This window comes from Streptomyces sp. NPDC093089 (genome assembly GCF_044754405.1).
Lineage (GTDB): Bacteria > Actinomycetota > Actinomycetes > Streptomycetales > Streptomycetaceae > Streptomyces.
In genome coordinates this window covers 67,702-82,972 of the sequence record NZ_JBIVPA010000022.1, presented here as the reverse complement: position 1 = coordinate 82,972, position 15,271 = coordinate 67,702, and the positions used below count along the sequence as shown (strand labels likewise).

Sequence of the window (15,271 nt, the reverse complement as noted above, 5' to 3'; positions counted from 1 at the left end):
AAAGCTGGTTCTGCGACACGACGACGGGACCGTCATCGCCAGCGCAACGGTGAGCTCGTCGAGCCAGTGGCGCCAAGCGGCGCGGGCTCGCTCCAACGTGCTCGTCTACTACGGGTACGGTTTCGCCCTCCATCACTCCCCCACGCACCAGCAGCTCATGGCTTCACCTGCCGCCTTGCGCGAGAGCTTGGGGGACAGGGAGTGGCGGAACGGGAGGGTACCCAGGAGTTCATGCTGGTCGCTGTGGAGGGTAGGGAGGGCGTCGATCTGGGTGTCGAGCCGGCGGGCAAGGGGGGGCTTCGTCGGTGTCGGGGCGCAGGTCGGGGAAGGTGAGGCTGTCGGCGCGGGCGGCTGCCAGGGCCTGGGCGTAGGCGTGGTGCCAGTGTTTTGGCCGGCGGGTGTTCCACCAGGGGCAGCGGAGCGGTAGAGAGTCAGAGCAGTTCATCCGTGGGCAATTCTTCGCGCGGGCAGATGCCGCGGTCGGGCTCCCGACCGCGGCATCTGCGTCATCCGGCGAGAGCCTTCCAGGTCACTGCACCCGTGGCGCGCCGTAGTGCCCACCTGCGGGAAAGCAGTCCTGGGCGGGGTTGCACCAGCGGCCGTGCTTGAGCGTGGCCGCCGCAGCCGACGGCATCAGGGTCGGCCATCCCGTAAGTGCCATGGCGATGCCGGCGCCCGCACCGGCCAGTACACCTCGGCGGGTCGGTCCCTGCACCCGGCCGCTCCGCGGGGCCTCAGCCGAGGTGCTGGCCGAACCGCACTGCTCACACATTTGCCATCCTCTGAGATAACCGTGCAGATCTGACGGTAGAAGCCCGTCTCGCCGAGGTGGACCTCGCAGGTTGTGCCGTCGGCCACGGGCGATGCCTGCTCGTCGGGCCAAGCGCTGAGGTGTCGAGTTGCCGCGGCCTATCTCGCAGGCAGTCTGACGGCCTGCTTCGCAAGAGGCTGTTCAAAGCTCCACGGGCGCAGGAGATTCCTCAGGGCCCGTCCCAGGCACGACGTGCTGGCCTCCCCTGCAGGCAGCGGTGGACCTACGGCCTGTCAGGCCAAGGGCGTCGTGTTCAAGGGTCGCAAGCTGGCCACGACGCTGCCGGCCATCCGGATCGAACCCCAGCGAGCCGGGTGGCCGGCGTCCGGCCCCGGCGCGCGTTCACCTCACCGGCCGGCCTGCAGAGCCGTCCACGTTGCCGGGCCCACGACGCCGTCCACCGTCAACGACCGGCTGGTCTGGAAGTCCCTGACAGCCTGCGCCGTGCTGGGGCCGAAGCTGCCGTCGATCTCTACGGTCCGGCCCAGTGCGGCCGTCAGCGACCGTTGGAGCCGCTTGACGTCGGCGCCCGAGGACGTCTCCTGCAAGACGGGCTTGATTCCTGCCGAGAGCAGTGCGGTCCAGGACTGACGGCCGATGACCCCGTCGGGCGACAGGCCGCGCGCGCTCTGGAAGGCCTTCACGGCGGTCTCGGTCTTCGTGCCGAAGACGCCGTCCGCGGTACCGGCGGCGAACCCCTGTGCGTTGAGCAGTGTCTGCGCCGCAGCAACCTGGGGGCCGGTGGACCCGCTGCGGAGCGTGTTGTAGGCCGGGAAGTCGAGGTTGACCGGCACGCTCGTGCTGCCCCCGACGAGCTGCATGTAGTAGGTCCAGTTCCAGTTCGGCCCCGGGTCGGTGTGGTCGTTGTTCGGGACCTCGGAGTGCCCGACGATGTGCGCCCGGTCCTTGGGGATGCCGTACTTGTCGGCCAGGTGACGCGTGAGGGCGGCGGATGACCGGTACATGGCGTCGGTGAACCAGGCAGGGTTGTCGACGTACCCCTCGTGCTCGATGCCGACGCTGTAGGCGTTGCCCGAACGCGCATGGTAAGCGGTGTCCTTGTCGCGGACGGTCTGGGTGACCTGCCCGTCGGACGAACGGATCACGTAGTGCGCGCTGACGTTCGAGCTCGGGTTCTGGAACCAGCTGATCGACCCGGCGTACGACCCCTGGGTGACGTGGATGACGACGGCGGAAATTGCGGCGGACCGGCCCACGGTGTAGTTTCCGCTGTTCGCGGCCACCCACAGCGCGGGCGGATAGTCGGTGCTCAAAGGCCCCACGGCGGCCGAGGCCCCCTCGTCCAGGGCGGGTACATCCGTGTAGCGGCCCCGTTCGGGACGTACGGCCTGAGGGTGTACGGCGACGGTCTCGCCCAGGGGCGTGGTGGCGCGGACGCCGTTCGCGAGGAAGTCGTAAACGGAGTCCGCGTAGAGCCGGGCCGTGCGGTCGTCCGTGCTGCCGCTGTACTCGGCCACCGCCGGGTACCAGGCGCCAGCGTCGTCGCGGTCCTCCGGTCGCAGTCCCAGCCGGTCGGCGTACGAGCGCAGGACGGCGGCGGCGCCGCGGATGTTGGCCGCGGTATTGTGTCGCAGCGCGTGCGGTGCCGCGCCCGTCAGCTCAGCGGCCCGCTCCAGGGTGTGCGAGCGAGGGTTGCTGACCAGGTGCATGACGCCGTACCCGTTCGCGTGACTGGGCTTGCCGTCGTGGGGGTCGAGTCGGCTCTCGCCGTACCCGATGGCCACGAGCAGATCGCGGGGGACGCCGAACTCGGCGCCGGCCCGGGCGAAGGACTGGCCGACGGTGTCGTGCGCGGCGGGCGTCGCGGCGGCGGAAGGCCCGCCCGTACCGGTGAGCAGGACGGCGACAGCGGTACCGAGTACGAGCGAGGTGGTGTATCTCCATGATCGCTGGCGTCGGTTCATTGGTGGTTTCCCCTCGGTGGCGTCGAATCGAACGGTGTCACGACGATCCAGTTAGGACCGCGACACGGCGTTCCGGTGTGTGCAGGGAGCCACTCCAACCAACATTGCATGCTCACGTCAACATGGTGTGCTGGTCGCTGTGGCGCGAGGACTTCGGCTCCTTCGACTCCGTCATTGATGGCACCCATGACAGAGCCCCTTCCCTCTTGGTCCTTGAGGCCTACTGGTCATCAACTGGGTGCGCCCCGCCCGGCTCTGGGTGCGTGGCCGAAGGAGTGTCGGACGAGCTTCCGTGGACGTGGTTCCCTTGTTCGGCGTTGTCCTCCTCCTCGCCGGGCAGGAGGGCCCTGCCGGGGCGTTTGCGGTGCGGGACGACGAGCCCGGTGTTGATGTGGGCGCCGTCGGCCGGCACCGCCACGCTCTCGCAGACGATGGCCGGGCGGAGTCCCGCCAGGCCGTGGCGTCCGCGGTGTTGCCGCTCACTGCGGCACTACGGACAACCCGGGCCCCGGTGCCGCCGTCCTCATGGCCCGACGGGGTGGTTCAGCAGGTCGGGACGCCCGGGAGCCAGCCCTCGGGGACATCGATGTAGATGTTGGAGATGTAGCCGCCGTAGTCCGGCAGGTAGGACCAGGCGTCGTTGCTGTAGCCGTCGACCTGCACGAGTTGGCCGTGCACTTGGCACTGGACGCGGACGGTGGTGGGGCCGGAGAGTTGGGCGACCTGGGTGGACGCCGACGTGGCCTGCTTGCGGATGTTCACGCCGGTTCCCCAGGTGGGGAAGGACCGGGTGGTGGCGTCGCCGGTCCAGAGGTAGGTGACGGTCACCCAGCCGTTGTTGTTGAGGCCGACGTTGTAGAAGGTGCCGTCGGCCAGGTCGATGCCTGCCGGGTTGAGCACCCGACGGCCGAATTCGTCGAGGCCGCCGTGGTAGCCGTTCTCGTAGGCCGCCTGTGCTTCTGGCCTGCCCTGGGGAAGGTCCTTGAAGGTTTCGCGGACGGAGGAGGGGTTCCAGTAGTCGTCGTGGGTGTTCCAGGGGCCGACGTCCCAGACCGGCGCGGTCTCGCACCGGGCCGGGCCGCAGACGCGCACGGAGTACTGGGCGCTGCCCTTGGGGGACAGCCCGCGCCGTGACGGCAGGGCGACGAAGTGGTCGTTGGGGACGATCACGTGGCCGTTGGCGGTGGTCCCGCCGACCAGGCCCTCGCGCGTGGCGAACACCCGGGCGGAGAACTGAGTGGCGGCGGCCGAGGCGGCCGCACCGCTCGCCCCGGCATCGGCGGCGGGCGCGCCGAGTTCCGCGCTCAGCCCGAGGCCGCGGATCTCCGGCGTGGCGCCTGCCGGTGTGCCGACGAGGGTGAGGCGGACCTGGACCTCGGTGACGGCCCGGGGCAGCACGGCGGGTTCGCCGGCGCGCGCCTCGCGCCACTCGGTCCATCGTCCGAGTCCGTCGCGTCCGCGGACGTCGACGGCCGTCCTGGTGCCGGCGGGCGAGGTGGCGTCGAGGTCGACCGCGATGCGGTTCACGGCCTGGTCGAGCACCCGGGCGGGCAGCACGGTGGTGCCCTGGGCCTGGCCGGTACGGACCGAGGCGGGCCGCAGACGCCCGTCACGCAGTCGCAGGGAGCCGCCGGCGCGGATGATGTTGACCTCGTCACCGGAGCCGGCCTTGAGATCGGCGCGCCAGGTCACCGGCCCCGCGGCGCGATGGGCTGCCGGATCCTGAACGCCGGCCGGACCGAAGCCGAGTGCGAAGGCGGACAGGGCGGTCAGTGAGACGGCGAGCACGAGCAGGCGGCGGCCGGAGCGAGGTCTGCCGGTTCGGCGCATGGTGTGCCTCCTTCGGGTCGTGGGGGGTGAGGACGGTGCGCGGGAGAGGGGTCAGGGGCAGTCGGGGACGCCGGGCAACTTGTCGGCGGGCGAGCTGATGTAGATCTGGGTGATCCAGCCGCCGTACTGCGGCAGGTACGCCCACCAGTCGTTGGTGTACGGAGGGACGGTGACGCGCTCGCCCCGGCGCCGGCAGCCCACCAGGACCTCGACCCCGGCCGGGAGGGTGGTCAGATGGGCGGATCCGGTGTGCGCCGCTGCCCGGACGCGTACGCCGCTGCCCCAGGTGCCGAACCGGGTGCCCGCCGGGCGGACGGCGCCCGGTACGTCGAGGGAGTCGGTGAGCCGGGTGACCTTGCCGTACGCGGTGCCGTAGGGCGTGCCGTCGGGGTGGAGGGTGAGGACGGCGACCACGGTGCGGTCGTCGGGGCCGACGGTGCCGGTGGTGTGGAGCGCCTCGGACACCAGGTCCAGGGAGGCGACGCGGGTGTCGGGGGCAGTTGCCGGGGTGGGCTTCGGGACGGCGCGGGCAGCGGGGGCTGCGGTGCAGCCGCCGGAGGTGAAGCCGGACCATCCCTGCTTGACGGCCCGTGGGCCGTCGAAGGCGGAGGGGATGCCGAAGTACTGGTCGAAGCCGTCGTTCCCGCAGCGGGTGGCCGAGTGCAGCGCGTCCACCATGAAGGTGCGCACGGGGGCCGGTGCGGTGTCGAGGATGTGACGGTAGACGCGGACGGTGTCGGCCGCCGTGGTCGCGGTGTGGCCCCAGTGGCCGGGGTGGGATGCGGGCGGCGGGGCCGTGCCGGTGAGACCGAGGCGGGAGGCGGTGCGGGTGACGAGGGCGCTCCCTCCTCGGGTGGTCCAGTAGTGGCCGGCCGCGGCGTCGTCGCTGCTGCGCAGCATGGCGGTGAGGCGCACCCGGTCGGCCTCGGGGAGGGCGGCGGGGCCGTCGTCGCCGAGGACGTCGAGGGCGAGCAGCAGCTTCACCAGCGAGGCGGACCGGAACTGCCGCTCGGGGTCGTGGAGTTCGGTGAACCTGCTGGTCTTCCGGTCGTACACGGCGACGCCCGCGGTCGTGCCGGCGGGGATGTCGGGCACGGTGCGGGCGTCCGTCCTCCCGGCGGCCGTCGCTTCCACGACGGAACCGGGCGCCCGGTGGGATGCGGGAGAGGCGGCGGCCGTCCCGGCCGGCAGGGCTCCGAGCAGGACGAACAGCGCGGCAATGGCCGGTAGGGCACCGTGCCGCCGCGGTGCGCAGGGCCGGTGATGCCAGGGCATGGGTCGATGGCTCCTCGGTGGCGTGGTGACGGCTGACGGGGCGTCGGGCATCCGGTGCGCGGACGCCAGCGTGGGGAGGGACAGCGCTCCGGCGCAAGGGTTTCGTTCCTGGTCGAAGAAGCACGAGGCGCGCTTGTCAGGGCCATGCCCTCCCGCTACGTTCCCGACGTCTCACAGCACCCCCGTCCGGAGCGTCGCAGCCCGGCACCCCCCCCACCACCTAGGAGCAGTCGTGAGGTTCCTCAAACGCCTTCCGGCACTGGCCGCTGCCGCGCTGCTGGCACTGGCCGGTCTTTCCGTCTCCCCCGCACACGCGGGAGAGGCGGCGGTGACGGCCGCACCCACCTTCAAGGCGCCGTTCCCTTGCGGGCAGCGGTGGACCTACAGCCATCACTCGGCGGAGGTCCGGCGCGCCCTCGACTTCGTCCGCGCCGACGGCGGCGCGACGGCAGGCACCCCGGTGCTCGCCTCGGCGGCGGGTACGGCCACCCGGTACTCCCAGCCCAGCGGTGCAGGTAACTACATCGTGGTGGACCATGGTGGCGGCTGGAAGACGTACTACTTCCATCTGGCCGCGTACTCGGTGGCCAGCGGCGCCTGGGTGAGCCAGGGTCAGCAGGTCGGCACCACCGGCAGCACCGGCAACTCCTCCGGCGCGCACATCCACTACGAGCAGCTCTACAACGGCGTGGGCCAGAACATCGTCATCAACGGTGCCGGGCTGTCTTACCCGGGCAGCTACAACCAGGCGTACCTGACGAGCGACAACGGCTGCGGCGGTAGCGGCGCCCCGTTCACCACCTGGGGCAGTGGCGTCCAAGTCCGTGCCGACGCGCGGCTGTCCGCCGCGGTCGTGACCACTCTGGGCGGCCCGACGGCCGTGCGCGTGCTCTGCCAGAAGCAGGGCGACACCGTCAACGCGGAGGGCTACACCAACAACTGGTGGAGCAAGCTCCGCGATCAGAACGGTTTCATCAGCAACATCTACATCGATCACCCCAGCGCCCAGCTCCCCGGCGTGCCGCTCTGCTGACGCGGCGCCGGGCCGTAGAGCCGCGGCAGTGCACACCGGCGGGACCGTCGGGGCGGGGAGCCCTGGCGGTCCCGCCGGTGCACGCACCGAGCCGCGGCGGCGCATGCCGGCAAAAGTCTCATGACATGCCCACACCTAGATCTCAACGCGCGTAGACTTTCGGACCGGCGCCATCAGGCGCCCCTGACTTCCTGGGGGTGCACAGTGCTTCGGGTGGACTTCACCAACCAGGAGCTGGTCCGGCTGCGCGTGGCCGCCGGCGTGGACCCGCTCTGGGAGACCGCGCTCAGCCTCCATCTCCTCCAGAACCGGACCGCCCCGCTCACCTTCGGGCCCTGGCGCCGAGAGGTGGGCGCCGCGCTACGCCGCACCGGACTACTGCCGGCCGCACACGACCTCATGCGACTGTGCCCCGACGGCGCCTACTTCCCCGATTTCCTGACACCCGGGCGCGGAGACCTCGACATTGAGGCCGGTCTCGACCGGCTGCTCGCGACCCCCCGCCGACGGCTCCTCGCCGAACTGACCCGGCTCCACACCCATACCCGAGGCCCGGTCCCCCCCGGCGTGCGACTGCTGGCCGACGGCTGCCCCCGGACGCTGCGCCGACTCGGCGACTCGCTGCGCGCCTACTACCGCGTTGCCGTCGAGCCGTACCTCCCCGCGATGCGGGCCCATGCGGCGTCCGACCGGGCGCAGCGCGCCGAGGCGGCACTTACCCATGGCGCGGAGGGCATGCTGACCGGCTACGACGACCTGCCCGGGTGGGAGTACCGTCACGGCCGGCTGCGCGCCCCGTACCCCGTGGACCGTGAGCTGCTGCTGCGCGGCAGGGCGCTGACCCTGGTGCCGGCCTTCTTCTGCGTGCGCGCCCCGCTGGCCCTGGTGAACGAGTCGCTGCCGCCCGTCCTCGTCCATCCCCTCGCGCCCGCACCTGGCTGGCTCGAACGTCGGCGCGGCACCCCGACCGGCCCGGCGGCGCAGCTCATCGGCCCCTCGCGCGCCGAGCTGCTGCGGATGCTGGACCGCCCCATGACCACCACCGACCTCGCCGTCGCACTGCGGCTCGCCCCCTCCACGGCGAGCCGGCACGCATCGGTGCTCCGTGACGCAGGGCTGCTGCTGTCGCACCGTGAGGGCGTACGGGTGCTCCATCACAGGACCCGGCTGGGCGAGGCACTACTCGATGGGGCCCTGGCGGTCGGTTCGCGGTGGGAGAAGGGGAGCACGCCGCCCGGCGCGAGGCGTGCGGCGATCCGCGGGAACAGCTCCTCGGGGTTGGTGAACCAGACGGCGCCCCAGGTCGAGTAGATCGCATCTCATCAGCTGGTGCTTTCGTCCAGGCAGGCACATGCCTCGGCATGGACGAAGGTAAGGCGCGGTTCGTCGGCCCGGAACCTGCGGGCGCGTACGACCCGCACGGCGGAGAAGTCGACGGCGGTGGTTTCGATCCCGGCGCGGGCCAGGACGGCGGCGTTCTCGCCTTCTGCCGGCCAGAGGTCCGCTGCGGCGAACCCATGATCAGGGCAGGCAACGACGGCACCTGACCTTTCAGAGATCAGCAGGACCCGGCTGCCGAGGGCCGCCGGGTCCTTGCCCGCACGGCCGACCACATCAACACCTATCGGACCTTGACGTCGCAGGTCAGGTACGGTGCGGGCATGATTGAGGGTCTTCCTTCCGACGTTGACGTGCCCGGCAGGATGCTGCTCGCCGGCTACTTCGTCGCGGTGCCGGAGCGGCTCACGGTCGCGGGATTGCCCCGTACGGAGCGGCTGACGTCGGCGTCCGACTGCCTGATCAACCGGTTTCCGGATGATGACTGCTGGTTCGGCACGGCGCAGGAGGCACTCGCGGCCTGCCTGCCTCTCCAGCTGCCAGTGGAGGCACGCCTGTACGCCCTGCTGGTGCCCTCCGAACATGTAGGTGGATTCGCCGCCGACATCCGCGCCGCCGGGACGGACGAACCGGTACTGCTCGCCCACCTCGACGGTCAGGGCGCCGGCGAGGCCGCCCGGGAAGTGGCCGAGGGCGGGCACGAGCTCGGCTGGGGGTACTCGGCTACGACTGCGGCCTGCTCCACACCTGGCTCTGCAACGACCTGTACGAGGAGGGCAGGCTCCACCTCGGAGTGGATACCGATGAACGCGGTCTGCTGCCCGACCGGCAGGCCGCCCTACAAGTCGCCGCCTGGGCGAACACTCGTGGAGACACCAAGCCGGTCACCTGGTTCCCCGGCGCTCTGATCGAGTGGGACATTCCGGTCGAGAGCCGCCTCGGCCCCGTCACCACCGAGACCCCGGCGCCCCCTGCACGGCAGTCCTGGTGGGGCCGGATCCTCTAGCGCGCCTGAAGCTCAGGCCGAGCCCGATGTCGGCACCGGTCAAGCTTCGCCGAGAACGGTCACACCTCGTTGACTGGGACCTGAGCGTCGACTCCACGGTTTGCCGCGCCCACCAGCACGCGGCCGGGGCCCGCAAGCGGGGTGACCTGTAGAAGGAACCACCGGGTGGCGCCTTCACCGAGCCCCATGATCATGGGCTGGGACAGTCGCGCGGCGGATTCACCACCGAGCTCCACCTGGCCGTCGAGCAGGGCCAGAAACCCATGTCGATCGTGATCACGGCAGGACAGCGCGGGGACTCGCCGCGGTTCGAACCCGTACTGGAGAAGGTCCGCGTACCCCGCATCAGCCGGGCCGGCCACGCGTCCGCCCCGACCTCGTGCGGGCCGACAAGGCGTACATCTCCCGCAGAATCCACACCTATCGGAAGGCTCCTGACACCTACTCCCTGGTCATCTCGTCGCTTCCGCAGCAACGCCCGGCTGCGGCCGGGTCCGCATACCCCAGCGGGCAAGAGATGGACCAGCAGCACCCAGCGCCGCGAAGAACAACGCCAGCAGCAGCCAGCCCGCCGTGCCGAGGCCGAGTACCACCGTGGTGAGGATCGCAGGGGCAAGAGCCTGGCCCGCGTTGAAGCCGAGGCCGAAGACACCCTGGTACTGGCCCTGGGCATGGTCGGGGGCAAGACCGAAACCCAGGGCGAAGGCCGCCGAGGACTCCCAGACCTCTGCCAGGCTGTGGACGAAGATCGCCGCCAGGACCAGTCCCGCTGCCGCCCAGACAGGGGCGTACGCCGCCAGCGCCATCATCGGACAGCTGACGAGGAAGAGCAGCCCCGCGGTGCGAAACGCCCTGCCGCCGTCGTCCAGGGTCTCGATACGGGAGCCGATCCTGGTCTGCATCAGTACGCAGAAGGCGGAGTTGACTCCGAACAGCGCGGCCACCGTCCAACGCGGCGCTTCGGTGTGCTCGGAGATCCAGATCGGCAGGAGCAGGGAGACCACCGGGTACTGCAGTCCCATGGCCCCGTAGAGGGCGGTGAACGTCAGGAACGGGCGGTCCGCGAAGACGAGCCAGCGCCGCTGCTGCGGCGGCGCCGCCAGCACCGGATAGCGGGGCAGCAGGAGCAACAGCACCGCGCACAGGGCGAAGCTCGCCGCGTTGCCGAGAATCAGCGTGACATAGGCGCCGCGGGTGTCCGCGGCCAGCGCTAGCCCGGCACCCATCGTTCCCAGGATGACGCCCAGGTTGACGAAGGTGCGCAGCTTCGCCCGGAACATGGCCGGTCGCTCACCCCCGACCCGGGCCACCAGAGCCCCCCACGCCGCCCCTCCGACCGCCGCGGCGATCTGGTCGACCGTTGCGATGATCGTGAGCGCGGCCCAGCTCTCGACGAGGACGAGAGCCGCCATCGATACCGCTTGGACCACAAGGGCCAGCATCATGATCACGCGTGCGCCGCGCCGGTCAGCGAGATGCCCCCCAGGTATCCCCGCGCACAAGCCGATCACTCCGGCGATGGTGAGCGCGGCGCCGACCTGCACCGCAGGCAGACCCACGACCAAGGTGAAATAGAGTGCTGACGCCGCGTTGAACAGACCATTGCCGACCCGGTTGACGAAACTGGCGGCGACCAGCACGCGCTCCGGCCCGCTGTCCCCCGCCATCCGGCCTATTCGACCTGTCAAACCGTCTTTGATCATGGACCGCAGGCTAACAGCGCCGCAGAACCCGCCGCAGTCGTACGAAGATCGCGTGTCCTGACGGCGACGCAGGCCCGACGCGTGTTCCATCCCCTGAAGGCCGGTGTCGGCAAACGAAGGTGCGCCGGGTGTCCAAGGGCACAAAGGCAGGCGCCGCCCGGCTGTCCCGGCAGACAAAACCGACGACGTACGCACCGCATACCTGGAGGGCCGCTCCATCGCCGCTCTGGCCCGCGAGCACTACGTCAGCCGCGGCGCCATCCGTACCGCCGTCGCCGACCTCCTGCCCGGGCACGCCGCCGATGCCGTCCCGGCCCCGGAGCTTCCCATCACCCTCGACATGCCCGGCAAGATCGCCGACTTCCTCCGCACGGCCGACCTGGAGCCCGCCGAGCGCGCCACGTTCGACCACGGCCAGGCCGTACGGCGCGGCACGGGCTACACCCTGCGCGTCACCGTCGCACCCGCGCTCCACCGCCAACTCCTCGACCACTGCAAGAGCCTGGACGGGACCGGAGCCATTCCGGCACAGCGCAAGGCCCGCCGCATGTATGCGAACCGGGTCAGCGATCTCGACCAGTAACCGAGATCATCCTGTGGCGGGTTCCTGACGCATCCGGGTCACGCCCCTCATTCACCAGTCCCGGCCGGCGGTCAGTTCCTCCGCATCCGCTTCCGTGAAACCGTATGCCGACGCGACGAAGCGGAACTCGTCACAGATGCACTCCCGCGCCACCGTCTCGATCTCGCTTCCGGCCGCCACGAACTCGCTGTCCAGCAGGTTGAACTCCTCCGTTGCAGCCTGGGTGAGTGCATACAAGCTCTCCGGGTCCGCCGGATTCTCAACCTCAACGCGTTCGCACAGCCGCAGCAGGATCGCCTTCCCCTGGTCGACCACGTGATCAGGGAAGTACGAGTCGTCGTACATCTGCCGCAAGAACGCGTGTCCCACTACCTGCTGGTTTGTGATCGGCATGGCACTCTCCTACCTCCGCGAAAGCTGACGCGCCGATCATGCACGGCCCCACTGACAACACCCCCCATTCGAACTGAGTGCAGTCCGCCTGCTGTCCGGGTGTGATCAGTACCGGCAGCGGGCGGCAACGGCACTCCGCGCTCAGGTGGACCTTGGTGGTGAACCCGCCACGCGAGCGGCCCGGACACTCGCCTGCCTCACGGCCTCCGCCAGCAGGCGCCGCAGGCCCTGAAGTGGACTCTGCAGCCCTTTCTGAGGGCCGCGGGGGGGGCGGAGCCGCCTTCGGCGCTCCGGCGGCGTGCTGGTGGGCACGTATCACGGCGGAATCGACCGAGACGTCCCAGTCGATGCCGCCCTCGGCGTCGACCTGGGCCTGGACATGCTGAAGCAGCATCTCCCAGGTGCCGTCGGCTGACCACAGCGCGTGCCGTTTGCAAACGGTCTGCCACGGCCCGAAGCGTTCCGGCAGCTCACGCCACTGCGCGCCGGTGCCCAACCGGTGGATGATGCCGCTGATCACCTGACGGTGATCCCGCCACCGACCGCACCGGTTGTTGCTCGCCAGCAGCAGCGGTTTCAGCAGCGCCCACTCGTCGTCGGTCAGATCCCCCTGCTGATCGCTTCCGGAACGATGCGTCACTCGCCCGAAGAGTTACGCTCACGCGTCGCTGTGACGATCCAGACTGCCCCCGGGATGCAGACACCGTCTGCGGTCTCGAACTCCGTGAGCGCGTCATGCACTTCGGCACGGATACGGGTGATGGTGCTCGGGTCGACATTGCGCAGGTTGTAGCGCGTCGGGCCCATGGAGAAGACGAAGTCGGCGGCGTCGCCCGCGTTGGCGCCGAAGGTCATGGGCGCCTCGACTGGATCCACCTCGATGTCGGCGAACCCGCCGGCGGCGAGCACTTGGCGGATGCGCGCCGGGTCGAGGAGCGACCCCATGCCCCTGGAGGCGGGGGATGCCTCGCGCAGGAACGGCGAGAGTGCGGCGGTTGCGCGGGCGTAGGCGCTGTCCGGGCCCGCGGGCTGTGGGCCGAGGAACGCGAGGCGGCCGGCGGGCACGAGCGCGTGCTTGAGATGGGTGAAGGCTGCGACGTGGTCGGCGAAGAACATGACACCGCCGCGGCTGATGAGGACATCGAATCCGCGGTCGGGGAATGGATGCACCTGTGCGTCACCCTGCTCGAAGGTGACGTTGTCGAGACCTTCCGCGGCTGCGTCACGGCGGGCACGTTCCAGCATCGGCGCGGACAGGTCGATACCCACGACGTTTCCGTCGTAGGCCCGTTGCGCTGCGAGGCGCGTCGTCTGGCCGGTGCCGCAGCCGACGTCGAGGATCCGGTTCTGGGCTGTGATGTCCGCGGCGGCGAAGAGGGGCGTGTTGAACGAGTCCATCATCCCGTTGTAACGCTCGGCGTGTTCGGCCCAGAGGATGCCCTCCCAGTCGTTCCATGCCTCTGCCTGCTGACGGTTGGCGATCGTGTGCACGGCTTGCCCTCCAACGATGTCAGAGTTCACTTCTAGAGGTGAACTCTAGAGTTCACTTCTAGATATAGACTCCAGTCATGGTTGCGGGCAAGGGGAAGCAGAGCAGCAAGGCTCAGGAGACACGGCGACGGATCATCGAGGCGGCCGGCGCGCTCTTCGTGGAGCAGGGCTACGGGGCGACGAAGCTGCAGGAGATCGCCGACCGGGCAGGGGTGGCGGTGCAGACCGTCTACTTCGTCTTTCGCAACAAGCCCTCGCTGCTCAAGGAACTTGTCGATGTCGCGATCGCCGGCGACGACGAACCCGTGCCGACGATGGATCGCCCCTGGTTCATGGAGGTCACGGCCGCGCCTACCGCCGACTCCGCACTGGCCGCACTGGTCGCCGGCACCCGCAGGACACTCGAACGCGTCGCGGCCATCAACGAGATGGTCCGCGCCGCGACGGCAACCAACCCGGAGATCCGAGAGTTGTGGCCGGATCAGGCAGACCCGCGGTACACAGTGATCGCGACGGCGGCGAAGTCCCTGACCATGAAACCAGGCGCCCGCCCCGCCATCCCCGTCGAAGAAGCGGCGGACATCCTCTACGCCATTCTCAGTCCAGAGCTCTTCCTGGTCCTCACTCGCGACCGCGCGTGGCCACCGGCCAAGTGGGAGCAATGGGCGTACGACACCCTCGGCTCTCAGCTGTTGGTCGACAACGGGCTCTGAGTAACTCGGCCTTTGAGGGCGACATCATCCGCAATCGGCCAGCGCCGATGCATCGGGGGCTCTGATGGTGATCGAGGAGACAGACCCTGGTACTCCAGCAGGACCTTGGTGTCCGACCTGGGACGATGCCTGGCCGCTGGAGTGCCGGCAGCCAGGACCGGACCCGGCCCTGCTCACTCCTCCGTGAGCAGGGCCACGGTCGTGCGTACGGTGGCGTCGGGGTCGTCCGCGAGCAGTGCGAGCACGGCCTCCGCCGCAGGTGTCCCGCATTCGACGAGTCCTTCCACGGCGGCGTCGCGGACGGCGGGAGAGGGGTCGCGGCCGAGCGCCGTGAGGAGGGCGGCGGCGGCTTCGGTACGCCGATAGGCGACGGCCTCGGCGACGGTCTGCCGTACGTCGGTCACGGCGTCGCCCGCCAGCTCCCGCAGCAGCTCGTCCGCCCCCGGCGTCGACCAGTGGGCCACCGCCCGCGCGAGCCCCTGCCGGACGCGGGCGTCCGGGTGGCCCGCGAGTGGCGCGAGCCGTTCCACCGGGCCGCGCCGGCGGAGCCCGTACCACTGGAGCGTGTCGCGCAACGCGGCCGTGTCCGCCCGCGCCTCGGCCCGCTCCAGCCGTGCGAGGAGTACGCGCGAGGCGGGCGCGGGCCCGTCCAACGGGTGCGGCCGCCGCTCCCGCAGCCGCCGGGACCCGTACGCGCCGGGCTGGACGCACCCCGCGCAGACGCACGGCGTGACCCCATGGGCCCCGGGGAAGTACCGCCACCCGGCGACCTGCCGCACCGCCCGCACCTGCCGCACCTCGCCCCGCGCGATCGCCCGAGGCAGGAACACCTCCCACCCGAGCGCCCCGTCCCCCAACTCCCTTATGTGCCGCACCGCTTCGGCCGCCGTGACCTCGTCGAAACTCCGCCCGTACCGCCCCACGGCCACGGGCTCCCCGTCCGGCAGCCGCACCTGCACGGCGACGATCCCCCGCGCCCCAGGCCGCCGGGCCAGCTCCCGCAGCCACTGGTGCGTCAGCGCGTACGAGGCCAGGACGGGGAACAGGTAGACCCCCCGCCGCTCCCCCCTCGCCTTGATCCCGCTCCGCCGAATGCCCGCCGCGCAGGCGGCGGGTGTCAGGTGCACGAAGGTCGCCATGGGGAGATGCTAACGAGCTCGCGCACGGTAA

14 protein-coding genes are annotated in these 15,271 nt (G+C 70.5%); 5 read left to right on the top strand and 9 right to left on the bottom strand.

Translation table 11 applies throughout. From position 1 onward, the window contains the following. Positions 1-1,158: 1,158 nt before the first annotated feature. The 3 genes from ACIQFX_RS36535 to ACIQFX_RS36525 form a co-directional block, all read right to left on the bottom strand. Positions 1,159-2,736 (bottom strand): peptidoglycan-binding protein, encoded by a 1,578-nt coding sequence (locus ACIQFX_RS36535; protein ID WP_402472300.1) that lies wholly within the window; start codon positions 2,734-2,736, stop codon positions 1,159-1,161. 543 nt (positions 2,737-3,279) lie between these two features. Then, on the bottom strand, positions 3,280-4,566 hold the full coding sequence (locus tag ACIQFX_RS36530) for a hypothetical protein (RefSeq protein ID WP_402472298.1): 1,287 nt from the start codon (positions 4,564-4,566) through the stop codon (positions 3,280-3,282). Between the two features lie 51 nt (positions 4,567-4,617). Then, positions 4,618-5,841, bottom strand: coding sequence for a hypothetical protein (locus ACIQFX_RS36525; RefSeq protein WP_402472295.1), 1,224 nt, complete (start codon positions 5,839-5,841; stop codon positions 4,618-4,620). 232 nt (positions 5,842-6,073) lie between these two features. On the opposite strand from ACIQFX_RS36525, the gene ACIQFX_RS36520 reads away from it, so the two are divergent. Together ACIQFX_RS36520 and ACIQFX_RS36515 are read left to right on the top strand one after the other, a co-directional pair. Then, positions 6,074-6,874: a M23 family metallopeptidase gene (locus ACIQFX_RS36520; protein WP_402472293.1), complete on the top strand. Its 801-nt coding sequence runs from the start codon at positions 6,074-6,076 to the stop codon at positions 6,872-6,874. Between the two features lie 213 nt (positions 6,875-7,087). Beyond that, positions 7,088-8,185 (top strand): ArsR/SmtB family transcription factor, encoded by a 1,098-nt coding sequence (locus ACIQFX_RS36515; protein WP_402472290.1) that lies wholly within the window; start codon positions 7,088-7,090, stop codon positions 8,183-8,185. An 11-nt stretch (positions 8,186-8,196) separates the two neighbouring features. Here the strand turns inward: ACIQFX_RS36515 and ACIQFX_RS36510 are convergent, their stop codons facing one another. Beyond that, a complete protein-coding gene (locus ACIQFX_RS36510; protein WP_402472288.1) occupies positions 8,197-8,913 on the bottom strand; it encodes a hypothetical protein in 717 nt (238 codons plus the stop codon). Between the two features lie 92 nt (positions 8,914-9,005). On the opposite strand from ACIQFX_RS36510, the gene ACIQFX_RS36505 reads away from it, so the two are divergent. Then, positions 9,006-9,218, top strand: coding sequence for a hypothetical protein (locus ACIQFX_RS36505; RefSeq protein WP_402472286.1), 213 nt, complete (start codon positions 9,006-9,008; stop codon positions 9,216-9,218). Between the two features lie 452 nt (positions 9,219-9,670). Here ACIQFX_RS36505 and ACIQFX_RS36500 read toward each other — a convergent pair whose 3' ends face one another. Next, positions 9,671-10,921 carry an MFS transporter gene (locus ACIQFX_RS36500; protein ID WP_402472283.1) on the bottom strand — a complete coding sequence of 417 codons (1,251 nt, stop codon included), beginning with the start codon at positions 10,919-10,921 and terminating at the stop codon, positions 9,671-9,673. Positions 10,922-11,024: 103 nt separating this feature from the next. Between ACIQFX_RS36500 and ACIQFX_RS36495 the strand changes: the two genes are divergently transcribed. After that, positions 11,025-11,504, top strand: coding sequence for a resolvase (locus ACIQFX_RS36495; RefSeq protein ID WP_402472281.1), 480 nt, complete (start codon positions 11,025-11,027; stop codon positions 11,502-11,504). 51 nt (positions 11,505-11,555) lie between these two features. Here the strand turns inward: ACIQFX_RS36495 and ACIQFX_RS36490 are convergent, their stop codons facing one another. The 3 genes from ACIQFX_RS36490 to ACIQFX_RS36480 are packed head-to-tail and all read right to left on the bottom strand — an operon-like array spanning position 11,556 to position 13,388. After that, positions 11,556-11,897: a DUF5713 family protein gene (locus tag ACIQFX_RS36490; protein ID WP_402472279.1), complete on the bottom strand. Its 342-nt coding sequence runs from the start codon at positions 11,895-11,897 to the stop codon at positions 11,556-11,558. Next, positions 11,824-12,537 (bottom strand): IS5 family transposase, encoded by a 714-nt coding sequence (locus ACIQFX_RS36485; protein WP_402472277.1) that lies wholly within the window; start codon positions 12,535-12,537, stop codon positions 11,824-11,826. Before ACIQFX_RS36485 ends, ACIQFX_RS36490 begins: the two co-directional genes overlap by 74 nt. Beyond that, positions 12,534-13,388 carry a class I SAM-dependent methyltransferase gene (locus ACIQFX_RS36480; RefSeq protein ID WP_402472274.1) on the bottom strand — a complete coding sequence of 285 codons (855 nt, stop codon included), beginning with the start codon at positions 13,386-13,388 and terminating at the stop codon, positions 12,534-12,536. Before ACIQFX_RS36480 ends, ACIQFX_RS36485 begins: the two co-directional genes overlap by 4 nt. A 77-nt stretch (positions 13,389-13,465) precedes the next feature. Between ACIQFX_RS36480 and ACIQFX_RS36475 the strand changes: the two genes are divergently transcribed. Beyond that, positions 13,466-14,101 (top strand): TetR/AcrR family transcriptional regulator, encoded by a 636-nt coding sequence (locus ACIQFX_RS36475; protein ID WP_402472272.1) that lies wholly within the window; start codon positions 13,466-13,468, stop codon positions 14,099-14,101. Positions 14,102-14,274: 173 nt separating this feature from the next. Here the strand turns inward: ACIQFX_RS36475 and ACIQFX_RS36470 are convergent, their stop codons facing one another. Beyond that, positions 14,275-15,240: a HEAT repeat domain-containing protein gene (locus ACIQFX_RS36470; RefSeq protein WP_402472271.1), complete on the bottom strand. Its 966-nt coding sequence runs from the start codon at positions 15,238-15,240 to the stop codon at positions 14,275-14,277. Positions 15,241-15,271: the final 31 nt, after the last annotated feature.

What these genes read in the sequence shown, in the direction of transcription:
- ACIQFX_RS36535 (WP_402472300.1), bottom strand. Translation starts at nt 2,736, where the DNA reads ATGAACCGACGCCAGCGATCATGGAGATACACCACCTCGCTCGTACTC.
- ACIQFX_RS36530 (WP_402472298.1), bottom strand. Translation starts at nt 4,566, where the DNA reads ATGCGCCGAACCGGCAGACCTCGCTCCGGCCGCCGCCTGCTCGTGCTC.
- ACIQFX_RS36525 (WP_402472295.1), bottom strand. Translation starts at nt 5,841, where the DNA reads ATGCCCTGGCATCACCGGCCCTGCGCACCGCGGCGGCACGGTGCCCTA.
- ACIQFX_RS36500 (WP_402472283.1), bottom strand. Translation starts at nt 10,921, where the DNA reads ATGATCAAAGACGGTTTGACAGGTCGAATAGGCCGGATGGCGGGGGAC.
- ACIQFX_RS36490 (WP_402472279.1), bottom strand. Translation starts at nt 11,897, where the DNA reads ATGCCGATCACAAACCAGCAGGTAGTGGGACACGCGTTCTTGCGGCAG.
- ACIQFX_RS36475 (WP_402472272.1), top strand. Translation starts at nt 13,466, where the DNA reads ATGGTTGCGGGCAAGGGGAAGCAGAGCAGCAAGGCTCAGGAGACACGG.
- ACIQFX_RS36470 (WP_402472271.1), bottom strand. Translation starts at nt 15,240, where the DNA reads ATGGCGACCTTCGTGCACCTGACACCCGCCGCCTGCGCGGCGGGCATT.